Below are 25,024 nucleotides of genomic sequence, written 5' to 3'. Positions count from 1 at the left end.
CGCCGTCGTTTAAGGTTTCCTTAAGTTGGCATCCGTATGCTTAGGCTTTTCCAGTCATTGACCTCAATTATGACACAGATTTCCTCCGCTTCAGAATTGTCTAAGTTAAAGAGTTCTAAGACAAAACCCCTTTACCCTTTGCCGGTACATTTTTATGTTAACCAGTTCATTGTGCTGCTGGTGCTGGCCGCGGTTTTTACCTGGCTTTCGCGGGATGAAACCCTCGACAGGGTGCTGACCGGCTACTGGTTTGATGCGGCGAGTCAACACTTTCCGCTGCAGCAGAACGCGCTGCTCGATCTGCTCAATCATCGACTGGCGAAATATCTGACCATCGCCCTAGCTGCCGGGACGCTGCTTTACGGTATCTGGCGACGCAACGCTCAGTGGGTGACCGGGGCGTTGCTGATGGGGCTTGGCACGGCGGTGGTGGGCATACTGAAAGCCACCAGCCATCACAGCTGCCCCTGGGACCTGGTGGAGTACGGCGGCAAAGCGCTGTCGTATCCCTTGTTTGACGCCGCCCCTGCCGGCAGCGGCCCCGGGCGCTGTTTTCCGGGCGGGCACGCCTCAAGCGGCTTTATGGTGATGGGGCTGTTCTTCGCCTTCTGGCGTGAACGTCCGCGCCTGGCCTGGGGAATGGTCGCCGCGGGTATCGCGCTCGGGCTGGGGATGGGCTATGGCCAGGTGATGCGCGGTGCACATTTCTTCTCCCATAACCTGTGGGCAGGCTGGTGGGTATGGTTTTCTCAGGTGGTGGCCTATGGCCTGGTGTCCGCCTGGTTTGCAAAAGAGTAACGAGGATATGTTAGAAGATCTGAACTACGGACTGTTTCATCTGATCAATGCTACCCCTGCTTCAGCGGAGTGGAGCATCAATCTCGCCACCTTTGTGGCGAAAGACCTGATCAGCATCGTGCCGGCGCTGATTGCGATCCTCTGGTTGTGGGGACCGCGCAAACAGGTGGGTGCCCAGCGTCAGCTGGTGATTAAAATTGCCATGGCGCTGGTGATTAGCCTGGCGGCATCGTGGCTGCTGGGGCATCTCTTCCCTCATGACCGCCCGTTTGTCGATCGTGTCGGCTATAACTTCCTGCCTCATGCCGCAGACGACTCCTTCCCGAGCGATCACGGCACCGTCATTTTCACCTTTGCGCTGGCGTTCCTGTTCTGGCACCGCGTCTGGTCAGGCATCGTCTTAATGATGATGGCCTGCGCTATCGCCTGGTCCCGCGTCTATCTTGGCGTGCACTGGCCGATGGATATGCTGGGCGGGCTGATGGTCGGCTTGCTGGGCTGCCTGAGTGCACAGATCCTCTGGAATCTGTTCGGTGACGTTATCTATCAACGTCTTTCGCAGCTTCACCGCTTCTGCTTTGCCCTGCCTATCCGCAAAGGCTGGATACGTGACTAAGTCGGGTTTAGCGGGTTAAACTTGAGCCCCCGGCGTAACGGGGGTTCATTTTTGGCTCCGAGGACCTATGGAAACACGACGTGACGAACGGCTGGCTCAACTGATTAATGCGCTTAAGCGCAGCGACAAATTGCATCTGAAAGAAGCCGCCGCGCTGCTGGGTGTTTCTGAGATGACCATTCGACGGGATCTCAACAGCGAAAGCGGACCCGTGGTGCTGCTTGGCGGCTATATCGTCCTCGAACCCCGCAGCGCCAGCCACTATCTGCTGAGCGATCAAAAGACCCGTCTGGTGGAAGAGAAGCGCAAAGCCGCACGTCTGGCCGCCTCGCTGGTGCAGCCCCATCAAACGCTCTTTTTCGATTGCGGTACCACCACCCCCTGGATCATCGAAGCCATTGATAACGACCTGCCCTTTACCGGCGTCTGTTACTCCCTGAATACGTTCCTCGCCCTGCAGGAAAAACCGGGTTGCCGGGTGATCCTCTGCGGCGGCGAGTTCCACGCCAGCAATGCCATCTTCAAACCACTCAATCTGCAGGACACGCTCAATAACCTCTGCCCGGATATCGCCTTTTACTCCGCGGCGGGTGTACATGTCCGTCAGGGCGCGACCTGCTTTAATCTGGATGAGCTGCCGGTAAAACAGTGGGCGATGAGCATGGCTCAGTACCATGTGCTGGTGGTGGATCACAGCAAGATAGGTAAAGTGCGCCCGGCCCGAATGGGCGAGCTGACCTGTTTTGATGCCATCGTGAGCGACTGCCGTCCGGATGAGGAATTGGTTGCTTATGCTAAGACGCAGCAGATAAAGCTGATGTACTGAGTGGGGTTTAATGCCCGGCGGCGCTGCGCTTGCACGGGCCTACGATTCAGGCGTTTGGGCCGTTCGTAGGCCGGGTAAGGCGAAGCCATCACCCGGCGCTGTGTTATTTACTTAAACCAACCTCCAAACCATTCGTGGAATTTCATCATGACGAAATCCCACATCCGGCCAAAGAAGCCGCCCTCTTCCACCGCTTCCATCACAATCAGCGGACGCTGCTCGATAGATTTGCCGTTCAGCTGGAAGTCGATGGTGCCGACCACCTGGCCTTTCTTCAGCGGCGCGGTGAGCTGTTTGTCAGTGAGGGTGTAGCTGGCTTTCAGGTTTTTCAGCTGGCCGCGCGGAATGGTCACGGAACCGCTCTCTCCGGCGCCGAGCTTAACCTCGCTCTTGTCACCAAACCAGACGCGCTGGCTGACAAACGTCGCATCCGGCTTGATAGGGGTAACGGTTTCGAAGAAGCGGAAGCCCCAGGTCAGCAGTTTTTCCGACTCGTTAAAGCGGATGCGGTCAGTTTTGGTGCCCAACACCACTGAAATCAGACGCATATCGCCTTGGGTCGCCGACGCCACAAGGTTGTAGCCAGCCCCCGCCGTGGTTCCGGTTTTCATCCCGTCAACGTTAAGGTTGCTGCTCCAGAGCAGGCGGTTACGGTTCGGCTGGCGGATTTTGTTGAAGGTAAACTCTTTCTCTTTGTGGATCGCATACTCTTCCGGCACGTCATGAATCAGCGCCTTACCGAGCAGGGCCATATCGCGGGCGGTACTGAACTGGCCCGGCGCATCCAGACCGTGAACGGTTTTAAAGGTGGTGTTGGTGAGGCCCAGTCGCTGGGCATAGCCATTCATCAAACCAATAAAAGAATCCTGACTGCCGGCCACATAATCGGCCAGCGCGATACAGGCATCATTCCCTGACTGAATGATTACCCCTTTGTTCAGGTCAGAAACCGCCACCTGATCGCCAGGCTTCAGGAACATGACCGAGGAGCCGCGCAGCGCCGGATTACCGGTCGCCCAGGCATCTTTACCGATGGTCACCATGTCGGTGAGCTTGATTTTGCCCGCTTTCAGCGCCTGCCCTACCACGTAGCTGGTCATGATTTTGGTCAGGCTTGCAGGATCAAGTTTCTCGTCTGCGTTGCCCTCAGCCAGCACTTTACCGCTGGCGTAGTCCATCAGTATCCAGGCGCGCGCATCAACCGGCGGTGCCTCTGGGGCCGCCTGTTCCGCTGCGTACAGCGAAGGTGCAAAAAGGACCAGCAGCGCACTACCTGCTACCAGACCACGTAAAGAAGAAGTTTTTCGCATCATGTTGCCACCCGAATGTCCATTCCAAAAATCACGTCATACCGCCGTGTCGCAAGAAACGTTGATTAATAACGTACTAATGGCTTTAAAAAAACTAAAACCTGGTAAACTTTTTTAAAGTTTATGCAATTACAATCCGATACGCTTTGACCCCATCGATTTTTTTCGCCTCTGTTGCGTATTTGTTAGGTTTATCTCACCATGGGTGATCATAAACACGGATTTCATCCTGAGATCGGCTTTAATTATAAGGGGTTATTATGATTACTTTGTGGGGCCGGAACAATTCAACGAACGTCAAAAAGGTGCTCTGGACGCTGGAAGAGCTGGATTTACCATTTACCCAGATCATGGCGGGGATGCAGTACGGGGTGAATAAAGAGGCGGAGTACCTGGCGATGAACCCCAATGGCCTGGTGCCGCTGCTGCGCGATGACGAAACCGACCTGACGCTGTGGGAGTCCAACGCTATTGTGCGCTACCTTGCGGCGCAGTACGGGCAGAATCGTCTGTGGATCGATGCGCCTGCGAAGCGTGCCGTCGGCGAGAAGTGGATGGACTGGGCCAACCAGACGCTCTCCCCTGCCCACCGTGTGATCCTGATGGGGCTGGTGAGAACCCCGGAAGCCGAACGTAACTATGCGGCGATTAACGCAGCAAAAGAGAGCTGCGAATCCCTGTTCGCCATGCTGGATGAGGCTCTCGCGACACAACCGTGGCTGACAGGTGATGAGTTTGGCGTGGGTGATATCGCCGTCGCACCGTTTGTCTGGAACCTCACCAACGTCGATCTTGAGTGGGCGCCCCGCCCCAATCTGGCGCGCTGGCTGACTAACCTGAGCGAGCGCCCGGCGTACCGCAACGTGGTGATGATCCCGGTCAGCTAAGCTATGTCCCGGACGGGCTGACCTTTAACAGCTGCCCGCCCGACTCATCGGTGAGTACGTATAAATAGCCATCCGGCCCCACCCGCACATCGCGAACCCGCTGATTGCGATCCCCCAGAATACGCCCCTCTTCTGTGACGCGATTGCCATTGACGTTCAGCACAATCACATCTTTGTCTTTCAGCGCGCCGATAAAGAGTTTGTTCTTCCACTGCGGGAAACGATCGCTGTTATAGAAGGCCATGCCGCTGATGGCCGGGGACTGTTTCCAGACAAACAGCGGCGGCTCGGTGCCTGCCACCTGCTCGCCTTTGGCTTCCGGTATCGGCAATCCGCTGTAGTTGATGCCGTGCGTCGCCAGCGGCCAGCCGTAGTTTTTGCCCTTTTCCGGAATGTTGATCTCATCGCCGCCGCGCGGACCGTGCTCATTAAGCCACAGCGTGTCGCTCCACGGGTTCATCGCTAACCCCTGCGGGTTACGGATGCCGTAAGACCAGATCTCGGGTCGGGCGCCCTGGCGGTTTACGAACGGGTTATCGTCCGGTACGGCCCCCTGGTCGGTAAGGCGCACCACTTTACCCTGCAGCTTGTCCAGATCCTGGGCGGTGGGGCGCTGGTTATTTTCGCCCAATCCAATAAACAGATAGCCTTTGCCGTCGAACACCAGCCGGCCGCCAAAGTGATTGCCGGTAGAGAGTTTAGGCTGCTGGCGGAAAACCACCTTAAAGCCCTCCAGCCGGGTATTGTCGTCGCTGAGACGGCCATACCCTACCGCCGTGCCCGCTTTACCGTCATCCCCCGCTTCGGCATAGCTCAGCCAGACCCGACGGGAGGTTGCGAAGTCGGGAGCCAGCGCCACGTCGAGCAATCCACCCTGACCGCTGTCCCATACCTTCGGCACTCCGACAATAGGATCGGAGAGACCTTTGCCCGCCTGCCAGCGTTTAAGCTGCCCGCCTTTCAACGTAATGAGCATCCCCTGATCCTGCGGCAAAAACGCCAGCGCCCAGGGGTGATCGAGTTTATTTTGCAGCACCGAAACCTTCACTTCGGCTGGTGCGGCAAACAGCGAGGCGGAGATTAGCAACAATGGCAGGGAAATAAGCGAGGATCGACGCATGACGTACTCCTTTTCGACGTATGCCTTAAAGGTAGCCACTCAGCGCAGGGGCATTATTACTTTTACAAAAGCTTAAGCAGATGGGGGAGTTGCCTCCCCCAGGGTCAGCTCTGAATCAGCGGTGTATGCGATTTCAGATACTGGATGCAGAGAGTGAGATCGTTCAGACAGTTTTCCAGCTTCTCTGCGTTGACGGCGATGAACGTCGGACAATCATGGTTGCCGGTCATCATACAGACGCCTGCGGTGGTGAGCGAACCGGCGGCACGATAGAGCATCGCCTGCTCCTCAGCATTGCAGTGCGCCCTCAGTTCAGGCGCTTTTTCACGCATGTAAGTACAAAGTTCAAAGAAGTTGTCACGCAGATGGTCGCTTTCGCTGACTGACATATACCCCTTCGCTTTCCTCAACTGCAGATAGGCCGCGAGATCGATTCGGGCATTGATCATCTTGTTAAGAAGATCGCGTTTCAGTCTGTCAACGGACATGCTTTTTCCCCCTTGTCAGCCTTAGAACATTCTTAGATTATGTCTATTTTTTGTTCAATTTAATGCGTCAGGTCAATAATCCGTGACGGATTACTGACATTTACAATGTTAAATCGACCTGAGCGGGCCGCTCCAGAGAGGTACCGGCGCGCGCTCCCACCCCGTTCAGGATGCTTGCCTCCCCATTGCACAGACCGCTATAAATTCTCTGAGGAAATCTGTACAATCCCTGCCCTGATAACTCCATAACTGACTACTTTTTAATCTATGAGCAATGTGACACACCAGCCGAAAATCGGCTTCGTCTCTCTGGGCTGCCCGAAAAACCTGGTGGATTCCGAACGTATCCTGACCGAGCTTCGCACCGAAGGCTATGACGTGGTACCAAGCTACGACAACGCCGATATGGTGATCGTTAACACCTGTGGCTTTATCGACAGCGCCGTACAGGAGTCTCTGGAAGCCATCGGTGAAGCACTCACCGAAAACGGCAAGGTGATTGTCACCGGTTGCCTGGGCGCCAAAGTCGATCAGATCCGCGAAGTCCACCCTAAGGTACTGGAAATCACCGGTCCGCACAGTTACGAGCAGGTGCTGGAACATGTGCATCACTATGTGCCAAAACCAAAGCATAACCCGTTCCTGAGCCTGGTGCCGGAACAGGGCGTGAAACTCACCCCGCGTCACTACGCGTACTTAAAAATTTCCGAAGGCTGCAACCATCGCTGCACCTTCTGCATTATCCCTTCCATGCGTGGCGATCTGGTGAGCCGTCCGATTGGCGAAGTGCTGGCCGAAGCCAAACGTCTGGCCGATGCGGGCGTGAAAGAGCTTCTGGTGATCTCTCAAGACACCTCCGCCTACGGCGTGGACGTGAAGCACCGCGCCGGTTTCCACAACGGCGAGCCGGTGAAAACCAGCATGGTCGGCCTGTGCGAACAGCTCTCTAAGCTTGGCATCTGGACGCGTCTGCACTACGTCTACCCTTACCCGCACGTGGACGACGTGATCCCACTGATGGCGGAAGGCAAAATCCTGCCGTATCTGGATATCCCGCTGCAGCACGCTAGCCCGCGCATCCTGAAGCTGATGAAGCGTCCTGGCTCCGTTGACCGCCAGCTGGCGCGCATCAAGCAGTGGCGTGAAATCTGCCCGGACCTGACCCTGCGCTCCACCTTTATCGTCGGCTTCCCGGGTGAAACCGAAGAAGATTTCCAGATTCTGCTCGACTTCCTGAAAGAGGCGCGTCTGGATCGCGTGGGCTGCTTCAAGTACAGCCCGGTTGAAGGGGCGACCGCCAACGAACTGGCGGATCAGGTGCCGGAAGAGGTAAAAGAAGAGCGCTGGAACCGCTTCATGCAGCTGCAACAGCAGATCTCTGCTGAACGTCTGCAGGAGAAAGTGGGCCGCGAAATTCTGGTGATCATCGACGAAGTGGATGAAGAGGGCGCCATTGGCCGCAGCATGGCCGATGCCCCGGAAATCGACGGTGCGGTCTACCTGAACGGCGAAACGAAGGTGAAACCGGGTGATATCGTGCGCGTGAAAGTTGAAAACGCCGACGAATATGATCTGTGGGGCAGCCGGGTTTAATCACACCGCTACATAGATTAAGGGGACGTCACGTCCCCTTTTTTATTGTGATTAATACTCAAACTGCCGGTAATAACGGCGGATATCCAGACTGTGGCCGGTGTAATGCTCGAAGTGGGCGGCAAGACGGTCCACCAGCAGGGTTGAGATAACGCACGGCGCCAGCAGCCAGCGGAACGCATCGTCAATACCCGCCAGCCTGTAATCTCGCGGATCAAACACCACCAGGTTATCGGTAATTTTCGCCGCGAAACGTTCGACGCGGTCGTCCAGCGCCCGGCATTTGCCCTCGCCCTTCACCAAGAACAGCGGGACATCTTTCTCCAGCAGCTCCAGCGTGCCGTGGAAAAACTCCGCAGACGAAACCGATTTGGTACGCTTCCACTGCATCTCCTCCAGAATACACATCGAGAAGAGATAGACTTCGCCCCACATCTCCGCGCCGCCAATCCACATCATATAATCAGCGGTATGGTATTTTTGCGCGATGGCATCCGCCTGTGGATCAAATTGCTTTTTGGCGTTAAGGAGATTCTCAGGTAACAGCTCCAGCTGGCTGGCAAAGCGGTCGTAATCCGCAAATTCCCCGTTACGATGCAGTAAACGGAAGAATACCCAGTAGAGCAGCATATACTCATATTCCACGCCGTTCTTGTGCCGCATCGGAATATGCCAGGTGGCGGCATTCGCCAGCGGTGAGTCGCTGTTTTTGGTGATCGCCACCACGCGGATCCCCTGCGCCTTGCACCATTCGGCAATCGCCACCGACTCTTTGGTATCCCCCGATTTCGAGAGCGTAATCACTACGGAATCTTTATTTAAGCGTTTATGTCCGGCATGAATTAATTCTGCCGCCTGTTCAAGATAAACCGGCATTTCGGTTAATTCCCGGGAGAAGGCGTTAATGGCCATCATCGGCGCCAGCGATCCCCCTACCGAGGCGAAAAATAACGTGCTGAAGCCCTGCTGAATAATCTCATCAGCGACCTGTTCAGCCTGTTTACGCGCAGCAACAATCTCACGAGCACTGGTCAGGTACTCGTCCTGATTAAAACCTAACATAGTTGTTCTCCTGCTATATTTTGCTTTTTAAAACCCGATCGAAGTCATCGAAGATACGCACCGAGAGATCGATGCCTTTGGCGCAGGCGGTACGCCAGGCCAGAATTTGCATGGGGACAATCAACAGCAGCGGCGAGAGCAGATGCGGCAGGCCGCAATTCAGCGCCAGGGTATTTTCCTGTTCCTCGCCCGTCAGCGTCACCAAAAAGGTCTGTTTAACCGCCGGAGCCATATAGTCCCTGAGCGCCCGCAGGCGCGGGTTTGGCGCATCCTCAATAAAGAACATCACATGCTCTGCGTTGGCCTCCAGATAGGGGCCATGCATGTAGGCCTCCAGCTCAAATCCACCGGACGGCACCCGCACCGTTTCGGTGAACTTGGTCTCAAACTCCTTCGCCACCCCGGTCAGGGCCCCTTCACCGATGGCAACAAAGCGTGTGCCCTCCTGAAGGATGTGCTGATGGTGCGCGAAAAACGCCTCCGTGCGGGCGATGGTGTCGGGGATCGCCGCCGCAAGCTGGTGCAGCGCCTTCAGGTAGTCCTGTGCTTCCCGCTCATCAATCTGCTGTTGCGCCCGGGCAAGAGTGAGCGCTACCAGCAACAAATTGAGCACCGTTGCGCTAAAGCCGCGGGTCACAAACCCCACCTTCTCGATCCCGGTATGGATATCCAGCACACGATCGCAGCGGCGACCTATCGGGCTATCCGGGTCCGACGTCAGAGCGAACACCGGCAGCCCGGCGGCCTGCACTTTCTCCATTGCCGCCAGCGTCGAGGCGCTTTTTCCGCTCTGGGAGACCACCAGCACCATGTCGGTGTGCGGGTCGATGGCTTCATAGTGCACAAAGTTGTACGGCTCCTTGATTTCGACCAGCATGCCGAAGCGGTGTTCAAAGAAGTAGCGCGCACACATCGCCGCATTCAGCGAGGAACCGGTCGCCAGCACCAGCAGGCGGCGCACCGGATGCTGGCGGGCAAAGGCCTCCAGCGATTCGAGATGAGCCGGATAGTGTCGGAGAATATTCTCCAGCGCCGCAGGCTGCTCCTCGATATAGGTCATCATTGTTGGTTGCATCGTTTTCTCCGCTTAAAACAGACCGATCCACGAACCCAGAATGCCCACCAGCGCCATGCCGCCGATGATGGTGAGCGGTTTTACCTTGCGCCCCAGCAGCCAGTAGACAATGCCGAAGCTGATAAGGGGCAGCAGACAAGGCATGATGTTGTCGATGATCCCCTGGACCTCGGTTTTCGCCTCTCCCGCGCCGAAGGAGATAGGGATAGTGATGTTGATCATCGAGGCGGCCATGGCCCCCACTACCATCAGTCCGATAATGGACGCCCCGTAGGTAAGGCTCTCCATCATCCCGCTCTTCTGCACCCGATGGAGCACCCCGGTGCCCAGCACGTATCCCCAGCGGGTAAAGAGCCAGCGCACCAGAATGTGCGGCACGTTAAACACCAGCAGGAACAGGATTGGCCCCAGGATGTTGCCCTGCAGCGCCAGGCTGGTGCCGATCCCGGTGGCGATCAGGCGCAGCGTTCCCCAGAAAAAGGAGTCCCCCAGCCCGGCCAGCGGCCCCATCAGCGACGCCTTCACGTTGTCGATTGCCGTGCCGTCCATCTCGTTTTGCTGGCTGTTTTTCTCCTCCATCGCCGTGGTGATGCCCAGCAGCAGCGTGACGATATGCGGCGTGGTGTTGAAGAACACCAGGTGGCGTTTTAGTGCCGCCGCCAGCGCGGCCTTTTGTGGATAGAGCTTTTTCAGCACCGGGATCAGGGCATAGACGAAGGCAAGGTTCATCTGCCGCTCATAGTTCCAGGAAAACTCCATCTGGAACGACCGCCAGAACACCCGGCGCAGATCGCGGGCATTAATCGCGTTCTCATCCTGCGTCTCTGGCAGGGTCTCTTCAGAAATCTTCGTCGTCATCAGCGACTCCTTGATCGGTCGTCGTACGGGGAGCGTTAAGGGTGGTCATATTGACCATCACCACCGCCACAATGGCACCGAGAATGGCGATACCGGTGACGGGTATTTTCAGGTACGCCATCAGGGCAAAGCCGAGGAAGAAGAACGGGGCCACTTTTTTGTTGATCAGTAGCCGGGCGAGCATGGCAAAGCCCAGCGCCGGAATGATCCCCGTCGCCACGCTTAACCCGTGCTTAATAAATTCCGGAATGGCATCCAGCAAGGATTTCACCGCGCTGCTGCCCACCAGGAACGACACCGTCACCACCGTCGCCAGCATCAGCGACAGACCAAACCCGGCGATAAGATGCATCCGCTCAATGCCGCCGGTATCCGCCTGTTCGGCATAGCTGTCGGCCTTCTGGCTGAGCATGGGGATAAACATGCCGAGATAGACGTTTTTCAGCACCAGCGTCAGGGTGGCAATCGGCAGGCCGAGCAGCAGCGCCGTTTCCGTTCCTGCCCCGGAGGTGATGGCAAACGCCACGCCGAGCACTCCGCCGGTGACCACGTCCGGCGGAATTGACGCCCCCACCGAAAACGACCCGATAAATGCCAGCTCGAGCGTCGCGCCCATCACCACCCCCGTCTGCACATCGCCCAATACCAGCCCGGTTAACAGGCCGGTGACAATGGGCCGGGAGAGCAGCGAGGTGCCGAGGGCATATTCAGACTGGGCGATAAACGCCACCAGTCCGAGTAAAAGTGCCTCTACCATAGTGAGTCCTCAGGAATTACAGCGATTCCGCTAATAACTGTTTGCGATCATTCGGCACCTGGCGTATTTCGACTTCAACACCGTTGCCGACCAGTTGAGTAAGTTTTTCTATTTCGTCCGGCAGCAAATTAATGGCCTTAGAGATATTGCGCGCCCCCTCTTTCGCTTTAACGCCGCCAAGATTAATGCTTTTAATACCGTCTACCGCCGAAGCTAAGCGCCAGGCATCGTCCACAGACTCCACGACAATAAAAAGATGATATTTATCGGTGACGCCGCTTTTAACGGCTTCAATGGAGTCGTTGATATTTTTAATCACCAGCTTCACCGCGGGCGGTTTTGCCAGCTTGATGGTCGTTTTACGTAATTCATCATTCGGCACACTGTCGTTGGCAATTAATATGCAATCCGCCCCGACATACTGGGTCCAGGAAAAGGCGACCTGTCCGTGTAATAAGCGGTGGTCAACGCGTAATAACGTAATCATTATTCTTCCTCTCGATCAGAAGTCTTTATCCGCCTGCAGCGCACTGGCAATAGACTGGTTGCAATACTGAATACTCTCTCTGGAACTGAATAACGCTTCGTGAATTAATTTCTGGCTATCCTGCTCATCCGCTGAAATCAGTAAGCCGATCACCAACGGGAGATTGAGGCCTGCGATCAAATGAAAATTTGGCCGGTGCAAAAAGCGGATAAATTCGTTGTTGACGCTACCGGCAAAAATATCGGTGATCGCAATCACCTCATCCTCTTCGGGCAGGCTGGCGAGTAAGGTGTCTACCTGCTCGGTTAAATCGCGGTTCTCGTCGACGTAGGCGCAGAGCGTATGGATGTCCTGCTGCTTGCCGAGGATCAGCTCAACCGAATCGAGTAACCCGCGGGCAAAGGTGCCGTGACTGGCAAAAATGTAATGTCGTTTCATCCTGTCCTCGAAAGCTCATTCCACTGTGCAGCGATGTGCTAAACAGAGAGTGCAACCCACGTGCCAGGAAAAAGTGGCGCGTGGGTGAGGAAAAGAGAGGAGGGTATTAAAACTCTTGATCTGCCTGAATAAATTCCGTTTCCAGGGTCAGAATATTGTGGATGTAACAGAGCTCGACGACGGGGATTTTGACACTATAACTGCTCTCAATGACACTAAAGGCCTGGCGCAACAGCGCCAGCTCGCTTTCAGGACACTGTCGCCCGGCGTAGGTGGTAGGCGAGGCGTTACGGATCAGCCGCTCAATCAGACAGCTGATGTGAACATAGAGCGCCACCTTGCGTTCGTTTGGTACCTGGTAGCCAGCCAGATGCTCATAGCGAAAGAGAAACTGCTCCACCTGGTTGATCACCTTAGTGGTATCGAGGATGGTCACCGACTCAATCACCCGCCGCAGGGAGAAGTTCTTCAGCAGCAGATTGTTGATCTCATCCACCTGCTCCTGGGTGGCAATGTCACCAAAGATGCGCATCAGCGGTCGCGTCCCTTCCCCGGCAATCAGCGAATCCAGCGAGATCCACGGCACAGCGGGCACCTGTGGATCGAAGGTGCCGACAATCGCCAGTATGTCGTAGCGGTTGAAGGCCACCGCCCGCTCCTGAGGGTCGCTGAGCATCTCGTAGTCACAGGCGATCACCTCTATCCCCAGCGCCTCCGGGATGCTGGCCTTCAGCAGATGACAGAGATTGGCCGCCGCGCCGATTCCGGTGATGCAGGTGGTGAGGATCACCCGGGGTTTACTGGCCTGCGGCCAGAAGATCTGGTGCTCCACCGGTAAATCCGCGCCAACCTCCTGAGCGATCGCCTCGATGTGGTGCCCTTGCAGGATCCGCTCCCCGACATAGAGCGCCATGCTGGTGGAGACGTTATTCACAATCGCCACCGGGGTCGAGAGGCGACGCTGAAAGTGGCTATGGATAGCATTAAGCGACCCCATATCCACCAGGATCATCAGCCCGGACGTCACGGCGTTACTTTCGATGTAGTGCATGACCTGTTGGGCAATCGCCTCCGGCGTGACGTCGAGGGGCATGTCGAAAGATTCAAAAACGGTCTGTTTCAGTAAGCGGTTCGCCACGTTAGCAATACTGCTGGCGGTGGCGTAGCCGTGGGCCAGAATCACCGCCCGCGTCACCTGGGATTGACTCACCGCCCCGGCTTTATGCAGCCACAGCACAAGTAGCAGGGCGTCGATTCGCTGAGCTTCGATATCAAGTTTTTGCGTCAGAGCGGCGATCATCGCCTGGCAAAAACGGTACAGCTGGGGGTACTTTTGCGCCAGGAAATCATCCAGCAGTCGGACACGCTCCTGGCTCAGGGCAGAGAGGCCACTGTGGGCGCGATGCACCAGATAGTGGCTCAGGGCATAGATCCCATTGCCGTTAAACTGCACATTAAACTGCTGCTCCAGGCGGTAAAACGCCTCCCGCACCTGCTGGGTGGTGAGCTGCAACAGTGGCGAGGCGGTAGTCTCGCGATGATGAAACACCAGCCTGTCGAACAGGGTTTCGATCTCCTCCCCCATCCGCCGGTGCACATCCTCCCAGTCTGACCGACCGGCGATCACCTCTTCGTACAGAGCCAGCACCTGACACTGGGTGTCATGGATCATCCCCTGGGTCCGGTCGTGGGCGCGGAGCAACCACAGCAGATTAGTTTGCGGCTCTATCGTCAGCGGCTCTTCCACTACGGGCGCATCGCTCAGCGTCGGGATAGCAGCCAGCACCTTCTCCGGCAGATCCTGAAGGGTAACGCTAATAGCCTCCTGCCCCCGCTGCCTGGCCCACGCCGCGGCGACCGCATACTTAACCACGTTTTTCAGCTCGCCCACGTTACCGCGATAAAGGACGTGGAGAAGCACCTGGCGCAGTCGGGGCGTAAGGGTCAGGGGGACATCCAGCTTCTTCGCTTCCCGCCAGAAGAACTGAAGGATCAACGCCTCTTTTTCCTGGCGGGAACGCGCGTTAAGGTCGGGCAACGTGACCAGAATGGGAATACGCCGCAGGAAGGTGGTTAAGAAGGTGCTGTGCAGATCCTCGGTAGTGGCAAAGACCAGCCGGGTGGTGATGGGACGACCCAGGGCGGTTTCCCCCACCCGGTAGATCTCCTTGCGATCGAGCCAGGTAAAGAGTTTCTCCTGGCCTTCGGCATTCAGGCGATGCACTTCGTCGAGAAACAGCATTCCCCCATCGGCGGCTTCGAATGCGCCTTGTTTATCGGTCTGCGCCCCGGTAAAGGCCCCTTTCACATAGCCAAACAGGTTTGCCGCCAGCAGCTCCGGGTTGCTGGCGTACTGGGCGCAGTTGAAGCTGACAAAGGGGGCATCGTCCGCCAGGAGCCCCTGCGAAATGGCAAAGGCGTGCATCAGGTTCGCCATATAGCTTTTACCGGTGCCGCTCTCACCAGTGATCAGCAGCGGCAGGCCGCCATCAGGATAGAAAAGCGCCGTTTTTAGCTGGGCAATGGCCTTCTTCAGGCTGCCATCATGACCGATCAGCAGCGAAAAGTGATCCGGCGGTTCCTGCCCGCTGTCGCCGTCATTCAGCAGCTGCGCAATGCTGTCGTATTCGTTGCCTGACGGGGGGAAGAACTGCTGGCTGAAGGCTTTCTTGTGCAGGAAGTAGACCGGCCGGGTATTGATTTTAACCAGCTCGCCCTGGGCCACCAGCTGATTCAGATAGTGGCTGGCGGTGTTGCGTTTGAGATCGAACCGCTCCGCAAGGTAGCTGGCGGTAAAGACCTCGCTCAGGTTTTGCGGGTCAAAAAAATCGGTCTGGTTGGCCAAAAAGCTCAGGATTTCATTACGCATGGCTTATTCCACAACTGGAGTGTCATGGGGGTATGATGCCCGCAAACGCGCGGACGGAGGGAACGCGACGGCGGGTTATGTGCGCTTTTGTGGGGGAGTGCACAGAATGCCTGAGGGGGAACAATGCCCAGGCCGGGTAGATTTACATCTTTTCTGAAGGCGCTTCGCAGGATTGAATTCTGCGCTATTTCCCTGCTTTAACCGTGCCTGTTTGCGGCGTAGGGTGTCTGTACGCCAACAACACTAAACCGCATCGGGTTATGACCGTTTTTCCTCACGATAACGTGAGAAAATGACAGCTAAGGAAGGCTGATGAAATGCGCAATTTATCGCTCCAGGAAATACACGAGCAGTGCCTTAACACTACCCAAAAAATCATACAGGGTTTCGGTTGGGGCAGCCTCGTAGTCGGTGCGTTAAGTCAAAAAGACAAAAATTATCTTCATAAAGAGAGCAATAACGCTGTTCTCAACTGGCGATGGGGGATGGAGCATTATCATGGAAACGCTAACGATGACGGCATTTTAGATATCAGCCTAAAAAGTACGAAGGCTAACGATCCTAGTGCGCTGCATGCAGCGATAATGTGCAAATATGATGCTCGCCGGGAAGAGTTCGCCATTTGTATGCTGGAAAATCTGATAAATGATGAACACTCTGCACTTACAGGCAACGTCTTTATCATTGCACTGGTCTATTCGACAGTATTTTGCAGCATGATGGAACTTGAGGATGTGGTCATTGAAAATCCATTGGAGGAGATAAAACCACGATATCGAGCATATGGGTTCTCACAAGTTTTCTACGCGCCCAATAAAATGTCTTCTTCAGTAGTAGATATTCAGGCAATGATTCGACGTAAAGTGATGAGTATGACCTGACATAAAAATGGACTGTTTGTCAGGCAAAGACGACCGCTGTAAACTCAGATGCAATGGTCAAAAACCAACCGGGAGAGGTTATGATCAAGCAAAACAAAAAAATTGATTCCACCAAAGCGATGGCTGCGGCCCAACGCGCCGCAGACTTCTGGGCAACGATTGACGGCAACAAACTTGCACAAGTAGGCCAGCGTGAAAAAGAGAGGGATCTCGTGGGTCCAACAAAGAAGGCTGAATACGTCAAATTAGGCTAAGGGATTTCCTCTCATTCCAGCCCTCTCTCTAAAGAGAGGGGCTGACTATGCACAGGGTTAAATCGTAATCCGGTAGCGAACGTAATCATCCACCGTGGCCAGCTTGTCATACAGCGCCCGGGCCGGATTGCCCTCCCGCGTCACCCAGTAGACCTTCGACCACCCCTTATCCCGGGCTTCAGCAATAATAGCTTCGATCAGCGCCCTGCCCGCCCCTTTGCCGCGCGCCGCGTCATCCACAAACAGATCTTCCAGATAACACAGCGGCTGGGTTACCCAGGTGCCTTCATGCAGCACGCAGATGGCAAAGCCCACCACGCCCTGTTCGGTTTCGGCAAGGCGGCAAAATAGCCCCGAATCGGGAGAGAACACCCGCCGCCAGGTCGCCAGCGTCACCGCCTCATCCAGCCCGGTGCCGTAAAAATCGAGATAGCCTTGCCACAGCGTTAACCATGCTGCGTAATCTTCCGCTTTCGCTTCACGCACGTTAATCATTGGTGTGATCCTTGATGTGTCTGATATTTCCCGATGATAACAAGGATTGCCCGGAAGCTGCCGTAATCATTCTGAAACTGCCCTCCCTCCGGGGATGGCTTCGATGAACCAGGCTACCTTTATAGCTATCCACATCACCGGAGAAAACAATGAAAGTATTAATGGTTCTCACCTCTCACAGTGAACTGGGCAATACCGGCAAGAAAACCGGCTTCTGGCTGGAGGAGTTTGCCGCCCCGTATTATGTCTTCAAAGACGCGGGCGCCGATGTGGTGCTGGCGTCTCCCCAGGGTGGCCAGCCTCCTTTAGATCCCAAAAGCGATCAGCCCGATTTCCAGACCGAGATGACCGATCGCTTTAAAGCCGATCCGGCCGCGCAGCAGGCACTCGCTAACACGGTCAAACTCGACAGCGTGCGCCAGGAGGATTTCGACACCGTCTTCTATCCGGGTGGCCACGGTCCGCTGTGGGATCTGGCGGAATCCCAAACCTCTATCGCGCTGATTGAAGCCTTTACCCGCGCGGGTAAACCGACCGGCTTCGTCTGCCATGCCCCGGGCGTGCTGCGCCATGTGAAAACCGCTTCTGGCGAGCCGCTGGTCAAGGGCCGCAAGGTGACCGGTTTTACCAACGGTGAAGAGGCCGACGTGGAACTGACCGACGTGGTGCCTTTCCTGGTGGAGGATGAGTTGAGCGCGCTGGGTGCGCACTACCAGAAAGGCCCGAACTGGGGCTCGTATATTGTCGAAGATGGCAAACTGATCACCGGGCAGAACCCGGCAAGCTCCGAAGAGGCGGCCAAAGCGCTGGTTGCTGCCCTGCGCTAACCCCTAACCCGGCCGCTGGCCGGGCTTTTCGCCTGCGTGAACCGCAAAGAGTGTTAAATGCAAAACAGTTTCAGGCTGTTAAGATTTTGCGCTTCACACGGGAGAACGCATGAACACCATTATTGACCTGTTTAACGACCATAAAAGCGAGCGCAGCTTTACCGATCAAGCCATTGATGACGCCACGCTCGAACGCATTATCAGCACCGCTTATCGTGCTCCTACCTCCGTCCATTCCCAGCAGGTGTCGGTCATCGTCACGCGCGATGCCGAAAAGCGGGCGCAGATTTCGCAGATCGCCGGCGGCCAGCCGTGGATTGCCAAAGCCCCGGTGTTTATCACCTTTGTGCTGGATATGTACAAAACCGAGGTTGGCATGAAGCTGGCGGGCAAGGAGCAGATAGCGCACCAGAGCATTGAGAGCCTGGTGGCTGGTGCAACCGACGTGGGCATTGCCCTGGGCTCGGTGATGGCGGCTGCCCGCTCCGAAGGGCTGGGGATTGTGCCAATTGGCGGGATCCGTCTGAAGCCGCAAGAGCTGATTGAGTTGCTTGAGCTACCGGAACACACCTTCCCGGTGGCGGGCGTGGTGATTGGTCATGTCGATGTGCCATCCCATCACAAACCGCGTCTGCCGCTGGAGACCTTCCGCCACGACGAAGCCTATGTCACCGAGGGGCTGGAAGCGAAAATCAACCGCTACAACCAGCAGATGACTGAACACTGGCAGGCGATTAACCGTACCGACGGGGATACCTGGAGTGAAAGCGTGAGCGGTTATTACCAGCACATTTACTTCCCGGACGTGCTGCCAGCCCTGATTAAGCAAGGCTTCGGCGTCGACAAGTAATCTCTGCCCTTGCCCGGCGGCGCTGCGCTTGCGCGGGCCTACGGGTTAAATGCCGTTTGTAGGCCGGGTAAGCGTCAGCGCCACCCGGCAAAAATGCGCGCACCCGCTCACCCCTTAATGCGGGGATCCAGCGCGTCCCGCAGCCCATCTCCTAACAGATTAAACGCCAGCACGGTGAGGAAGATCGCCATGCTCGGGAACAGCGCCACGTGCGGAGCAATCACCATATCGGCCCGCGCCTCGTTAAGCATTGCCCCCCACTCCGGCGTTGGCGGCTGGGCGCCTAACCCGAGAAACGACAGGCTCGCCGCTGAGATAATCGACACCCCAATACGCATGGTGAAATAGACCACGATGGAGGAGACGGTGCCCGGCAGGATGTGATTAAACAGAATCGTGGTGTCGCTGGCACCAATGCTGCGCGCCGACTCGATAAAGGTCTGCTGTTTCAGCACCAGCGTATTGCCGCGCACCAGACGTGCGAAGGCTGGAATGGAGAAGATCGCCACGGCGATAATCACGTTGGCCATGCCGTTGCCCATCACCGCCACCACCGCAATCGCCAGCAGAATACCGGGGAAGGCAAAGAGCACGTCGCAGATGCGCATGATAATCCGGTCCCACCAGCCTTCATAATAACCTGCCAGCAGGCCCAGCACCGTGCCAATAGCCGCACCAATCAGCACCGCAAACACGCCCGCCGCCAGCGAAATCTGTGCGCCCATCAGCACCCGGCTGAAGATATCCCGCCCCAGGGAGTCCACGCCGAACCAGTGCATCATCGATGGCCCCTCGTTCAGACGGTCGTAATCGAAATAGTTCTCCGCATCGAAGGGGACGATCCACGGGGCCAGTATCGCCACCAGGATCAACATCAGCACGAACAACCCGGCGGCGATCGCCACCGGCTGCTTGCGAAAGCGTCGCCAGAATTCATGCCACGGAGTGCGGATCTGATCCGGTTTAAGTCCCGGCATCGCCTTTAACATGGCCTGCCGGCGCCAGTTTAACAGTCGCATCTTACTTGTACCTGATAGCCGGATTAATGGCGGCATACAGGACATCCACCACTAAGTTGATAAGAATAAACTCCAGCGAAAAGAGCAATACTTCCGCCTGAATCACCGGGTAGTCGCGCATATCGACGGAATCGACCAGCAGACGCCCGAGCCCCGGCCAGTTAAAGACCTTTTCCACCACAATGGAGCCGCCGAGCAGAAAACCGAACTGTAGCCCCATCATGGTGACCACCGGGATCATCGCATTGCGCAGGCCGTGCTTGAGGATCACCCATCTCTCGCTCACCCCCTTCGCCCGGGCGGTGCGCATATAGTCTTCGTTCAGCACATCCACGAATGAGGCGCGGGTAAAGCGGGCCATCACTGCCGCCACCGCCGCGCCCAGCGTCAGCGAAGGCAAAATGTAGTGCCGCCAGCTGTCCGCGCCCACGGTGGGCAGCCAGCCCAGCTCAACGGAGAAGATCTGCATCAGCAGCATCCCCAGCGCAAAAGCCGGGAAGGAAATCCCCGTTACCGCCAGCGCCATACCCAGCCGGTCTGGCCAGCGGTTACGCCACACGGCCGCCACAATCCCGGCCATCAGGCCAAATAGCACCGCCCAGGCCATGCTGGCGAGAGTCAGCCAGAAGGTAGGCATAAAGCGGCTGGCAATCTCCGCGGAAACGGGCCGACGGGAGACCATCGAGATACCAAAATCGCCCCGCAGGACATTGGTAATGTAGTGCCAGAACTGCCGGTAGAGCGGCTGATCCAGCCCCAGTTGCTTACGTACCAGCTCAATGACCGTGGCATCCGCTTCCGGACCGGCAATCAGCCGCGCCGGATCCCCTGGCAGCATATGGACGAATAAAAAGACCAGCACCGCGACAATCAGCAGCGTCGGGATCAGGCCCAGCAGGCGTTTAATCACATAATTCAGCATGCACATTCCTCTCATCCCGCAGGCGCATACCTGCGGGAATGAGTGCTCTATTTCAGATCCGCGTCGTCAAAGCTAAAGCCGGTATCCGGCATGATGTAGAATCCGGTCAGCGCCTTGTTGTGCGCCGAGACCAGCTTCTCTACCACTAACGGCACCCACGGCGACTCCTTCCAGATGGTGTCCTGCGCGTCCTTGTACAGTTTCGCTTTCTCTTCCGGCTGGGTAGTTTTCAGGGCATCCGTCAGATCTTTATCCACCTGCGGATTACTGTAAAACGCGGTATTGAACAGGGTTGGCGGCCAGTTTTGCGAGGCGAACAGCGGCGACAGCGCCCAGTCGGCTTCGCCGGTGGAGGCCGACCAGCCGGTGTAGAACATCCTCACCTCGCTCTCTTTCTGCCCTTTGCCTTCCACTTCAGCGGCACGCTGTCCGGCATCCATCGCCGTCACCTTCACCTTAATACCCACCTGCGCCAGCTGCTGCTGGGTAAACTGCAGCACCTTCTGGGCGGTACTGTGATTGTGCGACGACCACAGGGTAGTGCTGAAGCCGTTCGGGAAACCGGCCTCTTTCAGCAGCGCGCGCGCTTTTGTCGGATTGTATTCCCACGGATGGTACTGCTGGGAGTATGCAATAGACGGCGGTACCACGCCCGTTGCCGGGGTGGCATAGCCCGCAAAGGCCACCTTCACCAGCGCCTCGCGGTTGATGGCGTAGTTGATCGCCTCGCGCACTTTCGGGTTATCGAACGGCTTTTGCGTCACGTTCATGCTGATGTAGCGCTGCATAATGGACGGGCTGGCGACCAGCTCCAGCTTGCTGTTTTTGCCGAGCAGCGCCGCCTGCTCATAGGGGATCGGGAAGGCAAACTGCGCTTCGCCGGTCTGTAGCATCGCCGCGCGGGTGTTGTTATCCACCACCGGACGCCAGGTGATGGTGTCCAGCTTCGGCAGCCCCTGCTGCCAGTAACCGGCAAACTTTTTCACCTTCACAAAGTCGGTCTGGTTCCAGGTCACCAGCTCATACGGCCCGGTACCCACCGGATGGAAGCCAATCTCTTTGCCATATTTTTTCAGCGCCTCGGGGGAGATCATCGCCGTGGCCGGGTGCGCCAGAATGTTGATAAAGGCGGAGAACGGTTCCTTGAGAGTGATTTTTACCGTGGTGGGATCGACGGCTTCGGTGCTGGCGATATTTTTATAGAGGTTGTAGCGCTTGAGGCTGTTGTCCGGGTTGCTGGCGCGATCGAGGTTGACCTTCACCGCCTCGGCATTGAAGTCGGTGCCGTCCTGGAACTTCACCCCGCTGCGCAGCTTGATGGTGTAGACCAGCCCGTCGTCAGAGACGGTGTAGCTCTCGGCCAGCACGTTTTTCAGCTGCATCTCTTTATCGAGGCCGAACAGCCCCTGATAAAACGACTTTGCCACCTGCTGGGAGAGCGTGTCGTTGGCGTCATAGGGATCGAGGGTGGTGAAATTGGAGGCCACCGCCACTACCACATCTTTTGCTGCGAAGGCCGGCGTGGCCGCGAGGGCCGCCGTTACGCTCGCGGCTAACAGCCATCTGCGAGCAACAAATTTTGTCATGTTCTTCTCCTGTTGTTCCCTGCTGTCTTAAGTTATAAACGCGAAAAAGCATTGTCCTGACGCGGCGGTGCGACAAAATGGCCGGGGCTGACCTCCCGCAACGCCACGCGCTCGGTGGGTTCTCCCCGCTGGCGAATGTTGCCCGGCAGCTCGTCCTGCAACAGCACCCGTCGGGCCTGCCGGTGAGCCGGATCGGCTACCGGCACCGCCGCCATCAGTTTGCGGGTGTAAGGGTGCTGGGGATTTTCAAACACCGCCCGCCGCGGGCCAATCTCGACAATCTGCCCGAGGTACATCACCGCCACCCGGTGGCTGATGCGTTCCACCACCGCCATATCATGGGAAATAAACAGAAACGCGATGCCCATCTCCCGCTGCAAATCGAGCAGCAGGTTAATGATCTGCGCCCGGATGGAGACATCCAGCGCCGAGACGGACTCGTCGGCAATCACCACCTTCGGGTTCAGCGCCAGCGCGCGGGCAATACAGATCCGCTGCCGCTGGCCGCCGGAAAATTCATGGGGATAGCGCCAGGCGTGTTCCGGTTTGAGGCCCACGCGCTCCAGCAGCCACGCCACCCGCCGCTGGGCGGCATCCCCGTCCAGCAGGTTATGCACCCGCAGCGGCTCCATAATCGAATAGCCCACCGTCTGGCGGGGATCGAGGGAGGCGTAGGGATCCTGGAAAATAAACTGAATATCCCGCCGCAGGGGTTGCAGCTTCCCGGCCGGCAGGGTGTCGATGCGCTCACCGTTAAAGGTGATGGTGCCCTCCTGGGCCTCCACCAGCCGCAGCAGCGCCCGGCCAGTGGTCGATTTGCCGCTGCCGGATTCGCCCACCAGCGACAGCGTTTCGCCGGGCCATAAATCGAAACTGACGCTCTCCACCGCGTGGACTTCGCGCTTGACGCGGTTAAACAGGCCGCCGCGCAGCGGAAAGCGGGTCACCAGGTCACGCACCTGTAAAATGGGCTCGCCGGGCACCACGGTATCCTGCTCGGTTTCAGCCTCCTGATAGCCGGGTTCGGCAAGGGAGAATAGCGGAAAACGCCGGGGCAGATCGCTGCCGTTCATCGCCCCCAGGCGTGGCACCGCGGCCAGCAGCGCCTTCGTATAGGGGTGCTCAGGGGCATGGAAAATCTGCTCCACGGTGCCGGTTTCCACCGCCTCGCCCTGATACATCACCAGCACCCGATCGGCGATATCCGCCACCACGCCCATGTCGTGGGTGATAAAGATCACCCCCATCTCCATCTCCTCCTGCAACACCTTGATGAGCTGCAGGATCTGCGCCTGGATGGTGACGTCCAGCGCAGTGGTCGGTTCATCGGCAATCAGCACCGCCGGGCGACAGGAGAGCGCCATGGCGATCATCACCCGCTGGCGCATGCCGCCGGAAAGCTGGTGCGGGTAGCGCGACAGCACGGCGTCGGCCTCCGGGATCCGCACCTGCTCCAGCATGCGCCGGGCTTCGACCAGCGCCCCCTCGCGGTTCAGACCCTGATGCAGGCGAATGGATTCGGCGATCTGCTCCCCCACCGGAAAGACCGGATTGAGGGAGGTCATCGGCTCCTGGAAAATCATGGCGATATCCGCGCCGCGCACGCTGCGCATCTGGGAGGCGTTCAGGGTAGTGAGATCGCTCACCTGGCCGTTACGACGGCGCAGCAGCAGGCTGTCGCACGCTACCTGCCCGCCGGACTGTTCAATCAGGCGCATCAGCGACAGCGCGGTCACCGATTTACCGGAACCGGACTCACCGACAATTGCCAGCGTCTCGCCGCGTTTTAGCGAAAAAGAGAGGTGTTTAACCGCCGGGATCGACTGACGGTTGTCGGGAAAGGCAACGTTCAGGTTGTGCACCGCCAGCACCTGCTGACTGTCCAGTTCATCACTGTGCGGCATGCCTCTCCCCCTTATTCACGGTAAATTCCGGTGCTTGGCGTATCGCCTGCGTATCCCCAGGCACGGTACATGCCCTCACTGTTAAACGGTAGTGCCACATTGCCCTCGCGATCGATGGCAATCAGCCCGCCGCTGCCCTCCAGCGCCGGGAGTTTTTCCATTACCACCCGCTCGCAGGCTTCTGCCAGGCTTAAGCCGCCGTAGTCCATCAGCGCGGCGATATCATAGGCGGCCAGGGTGCGGATAAATACTTCGCCAGTGCCGGTACAGGAGACCGCCACGCTGGCGTTATTGGCATAGCAGCCTGCACCGGGCAGCGGGCTGTCGCCCACCCGACCGGGCAGTTTATTTGTCATTCCGCCGGTGGAGGTGGCCGCGGCCAGATTCCCTGCTTTATCCAGCGCGACGGCGCCCACGGTACCCATTTTGCTCGCCTCGTCCAGCGGGGCGGCGTGGTCGAGCCGGGTTTCACCCGCCCCGCGCGCCGCCAGCAGCTGCTGATAGCGCTCCGGGGTAGAGAAAATCTCCGGCGACACCGCCTCCATACCGTGGGCAAGGGCGAATTTCTCGGCGCCCTCCCCGACCAGCAGCACGTGCGGGCTCTGCTCCATCACCAGACGGGCGGCCAGCACCGGGTTGCGCAGATGGCTGACTCCGGCCACGGCGCCCGCTTTCAGGGTAATGCCGTCCATCACGCAGGCATCCAACTCGTGGGTTTCGTCGCGGGTAAACACCGCGCCAATCCCGGCGTTAAACAGCGGGCACTCCTCCAGCAGACGTACCGCTTCGGTGACCACATCCAGCGCGCTCTCCCCCGCTTCCAGCATTCGCTGGCCGGTTTCCACAATCGATGAGAGTGCCTCAACGTAGCGCCTTTCCTGTTCCTGACTAAGCTGCGCGCGGGTGATAGCCCCGGCGCCGCCGTGGATTGCAATGACTGCCTTCCCCATTTACTTTACCTTTGGGCACGTTATGGCCGCTTTTTTTATAAATATCATTATCGTGGCTGACAATTCATATAATTTTTGAATATAGAAAGACGTCACGGTGATGTAAAGGGTAAGCCCATGGTGTCATACAGTTAACGGCACTTTTCTGCCAT

The 25,024-nt window shown here is 57.3% G+C and carries 25 protein-coding genes; 9 read left to right on the top strand and 16 right to left on the bottom strand.

The annotated features are described in order from the left end of the window. Positions 1-69 precede the first annotated feature (69 nt). The 3 genes from FHC51_RS12640 (at position 70) to deoR (ending at position 2,240) form a co-directional block, all read left to right on the top strand. Positions 70-798: a phosphatase PAP2 family protein gene (locus FHC51_RS12640; RefSeq protein WP_220435684.1), complete on the top strand. Its 729-nt coding sequence runs from the start codon at positions 70-72 to the stop codon at positions 796-798. A 7-nt stretch (positions 799-805) separates the two neighbouring features. Next, positions 806-1,414, top strand: a complete 609-nt coding sequence (gene ybjG / locus FHC51_RS12635; protein ID WP_220435683.1) for an undecaprenyl-diphosphate phosphatase — start codon at positions 806-808, stop codon at positions 1,412-1,414. 67 nt (positions 1,415-1,481) lie between these two features. Next, on the top strand, positions 1,482-2,240 hold the full coding sequence (deoR, locus tag FHC51_RS12630; RefSeq protein WP_220435682.1) for a DNA-binding transcriptional repressor DeoR: 759 nt from the start codon (positions 1,482-1,484) through the stop codon (positions 2,238-2,240). A 107-nt stretch (positions 2,241-2,347) separates the two neighbouring features. On the opposite strand, the gene dacC is transcribed toward deoR, so the two are convergent. Further along, the gene (gene dacC, locus FHC51_RS12625) at positions 2,348-3,553 is read right to left on the bottom strand and encodes a serine-type D-Ala-D-Ala carboxypeptidase (RefSeq protein WP_114315516.1); all 1,206 of its coding nucleotides are present in this window, start codon (positions 3,551-3,553) and stop codon (positions 2,348-2,350) included. Between the two features lie 257 nt (positions 3,554-3,810). On the opposite strand from dacC, the gene FHC51_RS12620 reads away from it, so the two are divergent. After that, positions 3,811-4,437, top strand: a complete 627-nt coding sequence (locus tag FHC51_RS12620; RefSeq protein WP_220435681.1) for a glutathione S-transferase family protein — start codon at positions 3,811-3,813, stop codon at positions 4,435-4,437. A gap of 1 nt (position 4,438) precedes the next feature. Here the strand turns inward: FHC51_RS12620 and FHC51_RS12615 are convergent, their stop codons facing one another. Together FHC51_RS12615 and bssR are read right to left on the bottom strand one after the other, a co-directional pair. Continuing rightward, complete coding sequence (locus FHC51_RS12615; protein ID WP_220435680.1) at positions 4,439-5,557, bottom strand: PQQ-dependent sugar dehydrogenase; 1,119 nt, start codon at positions 5,555-5,557, stop codon at positions 4,439-4,441. A 104-nt stretch (positions 5,558-5,661) separates the two neighbouring features. Beyond that, positions 5,662-6,045, bottom strand: a complete 384-nt coding sequence (bssR, locus tag FHC51_RS12610) for a biofilm formation regulator BssR (RefSeq protein WP_103823464.1) — start codon at positions 6,043-6,045, stop codon at positions 5,662-5,664. A 267-nt stretch (positions 6,046-6,312) separates the two neighbouring features. On the opposite strand from bssR, the gene rimO reads away from it, so the two are divergent. Continuing rightward, positions 6,313-7,638 (top strand): 30S ribosomal protein S12 methylthiotransferase RimO, encoded by a 1,326-nt coding sequence (gene rimO / locus FHC51_RS12605; RefSeq protein WP_220435679.1) that lies wholly within the window; start codon positions 6,313-6,315, stop codon positions 7,636-7,638. A 51-nt stretch (positions 7,639-7,689) separates the two neighbouring features. Here the strand turns inward: rimO and FHC51_RS12600 are convergent, their stop codons facing one another. The 7 genes from FHC51_RS12600 to FHC51_RS12570 all read right to left on the bottom strand — a co-directional run bounded on the left by FHC51_RS12600 (position 7,690) and on the right by FHC51_RS12570 (position 15,184). Then, positions 7,690-8,700 (bottom strand): SIS domain-containing protein, encoded by a 1,011-nt coding sequence (locus tag FHC51_RS12600; protein ID WP_220435678.1) that lies wholly within the window; start codon positions 8,698-8,700, stop codon positions 7,690-7,692. A gap of 13 nt (positions 8,701-8,713) precedes the next feature. Continuing rightward, positions 8,714-9,775 (bottom strand): SIS domain-containing protein, encoded by a 1,062-nt coding sequence (locus tag FHC51_RS12595; RefSeq protein WP_220435677.1) that lies wholly within the window; start codon positions 9,773-9,775, stop codon positions 8,714-8,716. A 12-nt stretch (positions 9,776-9,787) separates the two neighbouring features. Beyond that, positions 9,788-10,633: a PTS system mannose/fructose/sorbose family transporter subunit IID gene (locus tag FHC51_RS12590; protein WP_114387587.1), complete on the bottom strand. Its 846-nt coding sequence runs from the start codon at positions 10,631-10,633 to the stop codon at positions 9,788-9,790. Next, positions 10,614-11,390: a PTS mannose/fructose/sorbose/N-acetylgalactosamine transporter subunit IIC gene (locus FHC51_RS12585; protein ID WP_114387588.1), complete on the bottom strand. Its 777-nt coding sequence runs from the start codon at positions 11,388-11,390 to the stop codon at positions 10,614-10,616. Before FHC51_RS12585 ends, FHC51_RS12590 begins: the two co-directional genes overlap by 20 nt. A 16-nt stretch (positions 11,391-11,406) precedes the next feature. Then, positions 11,407-11,877 (bottom strand): PTS sugar transporter subunit IIB, encoded by a 471-nt coding sequence (locus FHC51_RS12580; protein WP_220435676.1) that lies wholly within the window; start codon positions 11,875-11,877, stop codon positions 11,407-11,409. A gap of 15 nt (positions 11,878-11,892) precedes the next feature. Continuing rightward, a complete protein-coding gene (locus FHC51_RS12575) occupies positions 11,893-12,315 on the bottom strand; it encodes a PTS sugar transporter subunit IIA (RefSeq protein WP_220435675.1) in 423 nt (140 codons plus the stop codon). Positions 12,316-12,421: 106 nt separating this feature from the next. Further along, entirely contained in the window at positions 12,422-15,184 is a 2,763-nt protein-coding gene (locus tag FHC51_RS12570) for a sigma 54-interacting transcriptional regulator (RefSeq protein ID WP_220435674.1), read from the bottom strand. A 317-nt stretch (positions 15,185-15,501) separates the two neighbouring features. Here FHC51_RS12570 and FHC51_RS12565 point away from each other — a divergent pair, with 317 nt between their 5' ends. Continuing rightward, complete coding sequence (locus FHC51_RS12565) at positions 15,502-16,065, top strand: hypothetical protein (RefSeq protein WP_220435673.1); 564 nt, start codon at positions 15,502-15,504, stop codon at positions 16,063-16,065. Positions 16,066-16,145: 80 nt separating this feature from the next. Continuing rightward, a complete protein-coding gene (locus FHC51_RS12560) occupies positions 16,146-16,319 on the top strand; it encodes a hypothetical protein (protein ID WP_168192009.1) in 174 nt (57 codons plus the stop codon). Between the two features lie 57 nt (positions 16,320-16,376). Here FHC51_RS12560 and FHC51_RS12555 read toward each other — a convergent pair whose 3' ends face one another. Continuing rightward, positions 16,377-16,814 carry a GNAT family N-acetyltransferase gene (locus FHC51_RS12555; RefSeq protein WP_220435672.1) on the bottom strand — a complete coding sequence of 146 codons (438 nt, stop codon included), beginning with the start codon at positions 16,812-16,814 and terminating at the stop codon, positions 16,377-16,379. A gap of 149 nt (positions 16,815-16,963) precedes the next feature. Here FHC51_RS12555 and FHC51_RS12550 point away from each other — a divergent pair, with 149 nt between their 5' ends. Together FHC51_RS12550 and FHC51_RS12545 are read left to right on the top strand one after the other, a co-directional pair. After that, positions 16,964-17,641 carry a type 1 glutamine amidotransferase domain-containing protein gene (locus FHC51_RS12550; protein WP_220435671.1) on the top strand — a complete coding sequence of 226 codons (678 nt, stop codon included), beginning with the start codon at positions 16,964-16,966 and terminating at the stop codon, positions 17,639-17,641. 109 nt (positions 17,642-17,750) lie between these two features. Then, positions 17,751-18,491, top strand: coding sequence for a nitroreductase family protein (locus FHC51_RS12545; protein ID WP_220435670.1), 741 nt, complete (start codon positions 17,751-17,753; stop codon positions 18,489-18,491). A gap of 107 nt (positions 18,492-18,598) precedes the next feature. Here FHC51_RS12545 and gsiD read toward each other — a convergent pair whose 3' ends face one another. Genes gsiD through iaaA form a run of 5 tightly spaced genes read right to left on the bottom strand, consistent with a single transcriptional unit; the run spans position 18,599 to position 24,872 of the window. Continuing rightward, a complete protein-coding gene (gene gsiD / locus FHC51_RS12540; RefSeq protein ID WP_103178818.1) occupies positions 18,599-19,510 on the bottom strand; it encodes a glutathione ABC transporter permease GsiD in 912 nt (303 codons plus the stop codon). A gap of 1 nt (position 19,511) precedes the next feature. Next, positions 19,512-20,432 (bottom strand): glutathione ABC transporter permease GsiC, encoded by a 921-nt coding sequence (gene gsiC, locus FHC51_RS12535; protein WP_103823478.1) that lies wholly within the window; start codon positions 20,430-20,432, stop codon positions 19,512-19,514. A 47-nt stretch (positions 20,433-20,479) separates the two neighbouring features. Further along, complete coding sequence (gene gsiB, locus FHC51_RS12530; protein WP_220435669.1) at positions 20,480-22,018, bottom strand: glutathione ABC transporter substrate-binding protein GsiB; 1,539 nt, start codon at positions 22,016-22,018, stop codon at positions 20,480-20,482. A gap of 32 nt (positions 22,019-22,050) precedes the next feature. Further along, a complete protein-coding gene (gsiA, locus tag FHC51_RS12525) occupies positions 22,051-23,922 on the bottom strand; it encodes a glutathione ABC transporter ATP-binding protein GsiA (protein ID WP_220435668.1) in 1,872 nt (623 codons plus the stop codon). An 11-nt stretch (positions 23,923-23,933) separates the two neighbouring features. Beyond that, positions 23,934-24,872, bottom strand: a complete 939-nt coding sequence (gene iaaA / locus FHC51_RS12520; protein WP_103823481.1) for a beta-aspartyl-peptidase — start codon at positions 24,870-24,872, stop codon at positions 23,934-23,936. Between the last annotated feature and the right edge of the window lie 152 nt (positions 24,873-25,024).

This window comes from Leclercia sp. EC_58 (assembly GCF_019584355.1).
Classification (GTDB): domain Bacteria; phylum Pseudomonadota; class Gammaproteobacteria; order Enterobacterales; family Enterobacteriaceae; genus Enterobacter.
Note: the sequence above shows the minus strand (reverse complement) of the source record. Positions and strands in the feature narration are given on the sequence as shown.